The organism is Phormidesmis priestleyi BC1401 (assembly GCF_001650195.1).
In the GTDB taxonomy this organism is placed as follows: Bacteria; Cyanobacteriota; Cyanobacteriia; order Leptolyngbyales; family Leptolyngbyaceae; genus Phormidesmis_A; species Phormidesmis_A priestleyi_B.
The window spans coordinates 1-1,623 of record NZ_LXYR01000154.1; the positions used below are offsets into that span (position 1 = coordinate 1).

At 47.9% G+C, this 1,623-nt stretch carries 1 protein-coding gene and 1 pseudogene; one reads left to right on the top strand and one right to left on the bottom strand.

Annotated features, from left to right (window positions below; genetic code table 11):
* Window positions 1-572: 572 nt before the first annotated feature.
* Window positions 573-1,424: an SDR family oxidoreductase gene (locus A8707_RS26130; RefSeq protein ID WP_231948484.1), complete on the top strand. Its 852-nt coding sequence runs from the start codon at window positions 573-575 to the stop codon at window positions 1,422-1,424.
* Window positions 1,425-1,432: 8 nt separating this feature from the next.
* Here A8707_RS26130 and A8707_RS30080 read toward each other — a convergent pair.
* Window positions 1,433-1,623: pseudogene (locus A8707_RS30080) on the bottom strand (hypothetical protein); the annotation flags it as partial.

Sequence of the window (1,623 nt, forward strand, 5' to 3'; positions counted from 1 at the left end):
GGTCGAAAAACATACTACACAGCACGAGGACTAAGATTGGACTGAGTAGTACATCAAACTGGCATGTTACAGGCGTAATCCAACCCTTTTTAAGAGCTGAATCCCCCACTCCTGGGTGGGACTTCTGCCCACCGAGCAGATGAATTAGACGATCTGAGGCATTAGCGTAGAGGCTACCAATTTAAGCCGGGACAGTAGCTCCCTCAAAGCTTTAAGCTTCGTTCAGTCTGTCCCGCTTTATGTCTGTAGCCGTAGAAGTGATGGTTTAGCGAAGCTTTGGGATCAGGGTGAGCGAGCACAAGCGAAGAGAATACCTTTCTGGGAGAGCGTTACAGCCTTAAGGCAAAGAACCGTTCCATTGCTACTGAGACCCCTAGTAGAGGGGACAAAATAACTCCTCTCTTCCTCATCATCTAAAATCTCTTTCTTTTCTGTAACTCCTCACACATCCCTGATAGATTCGTTAAATGATTATGATTCCTGTCTTACACTGATTCGATTCAGAAGCACCTAAACCGAATCATCCCTCCATTCACACTGACAATCCCAATACACACGCGCAGGATGAGTTTGTGCGATGGGTCACCCCCATTAATTTCAGTTCTAAGATAGACGGCAATCCCACTGATGATGATCACACTCAGGAATTAGAACCTCTAACGCTAGGAAACACCATGCCTGGAAAATTAACTGGAAAAGTTGCGATCGTCACTGGAGCCTCTTCAGGAATTGGAGAAGCTACCGCCGTTCTACTTGCTACAGAAGGTGCGAAGGTTGCCGTGATCGCTCGTCGTGCAGACCGCCTCAATGATCTTGTCCAACGGATTCAGACCGAAGGGGGTGAAGCTTTACCGATTCCCGCAGATGTGACAGATGAAACTCAGATTCGAGATGCGATCGCAAAAACGCATTCTGCGTGGGGGCAGGTTGATATCCTGGTCAACAATGCAGGAGTGATGCTGCTAGGCATGATCGACGGTGCAAATACCGAAGACTGGCGACGCATGATCAACTTGAACGTTCTGGGACTGATGTATGCGACCCATGCCGTCTTACCGCTGTTGAAGGCTCAAAATAGCGGACACATTGTAAATATTTCATCAGTGGCGGGTCGGGTTGCCAATGCAGGAAGCGGAGTGTACAACGCAACAAAATGGGCAGTGGGCGCTTTCTCTGAAGCGTTACGCAAAGAAGTGTACCAAAATCAGATTCGAGTCACCATTATCGAACCAGGTTTGGTGGCAACTGAACTACCGCAACACATTACTGATCCAGCAGCGAAAGAGCAAGCAGCAAAATTTTACGGCTCAGTGAAACCGCTAGAGAGTGAAGATATCGCAACTGCGATCCTCTATGCGGTAACTCAACCTGTCCATGTGAATGTTAATGAGATTTTGATTCGTCCAACCGAGCAGGAACGTTAATCATCCCTTTAGATCGAATCATCCTTCCATCCACACTCCTGACAATCCCAATACACCCGCGCAGGATGAGTTTGCATAAGTGATCGCTCACAATCAGGGCAACGTCCCGTAAACATTGGGTGCCAGTCCAGTAGCGCCAATTTTTGCTCTCTCGTCCAGCGTTGGATAGGCTCAATCACTAACTCACCCGCATAATATG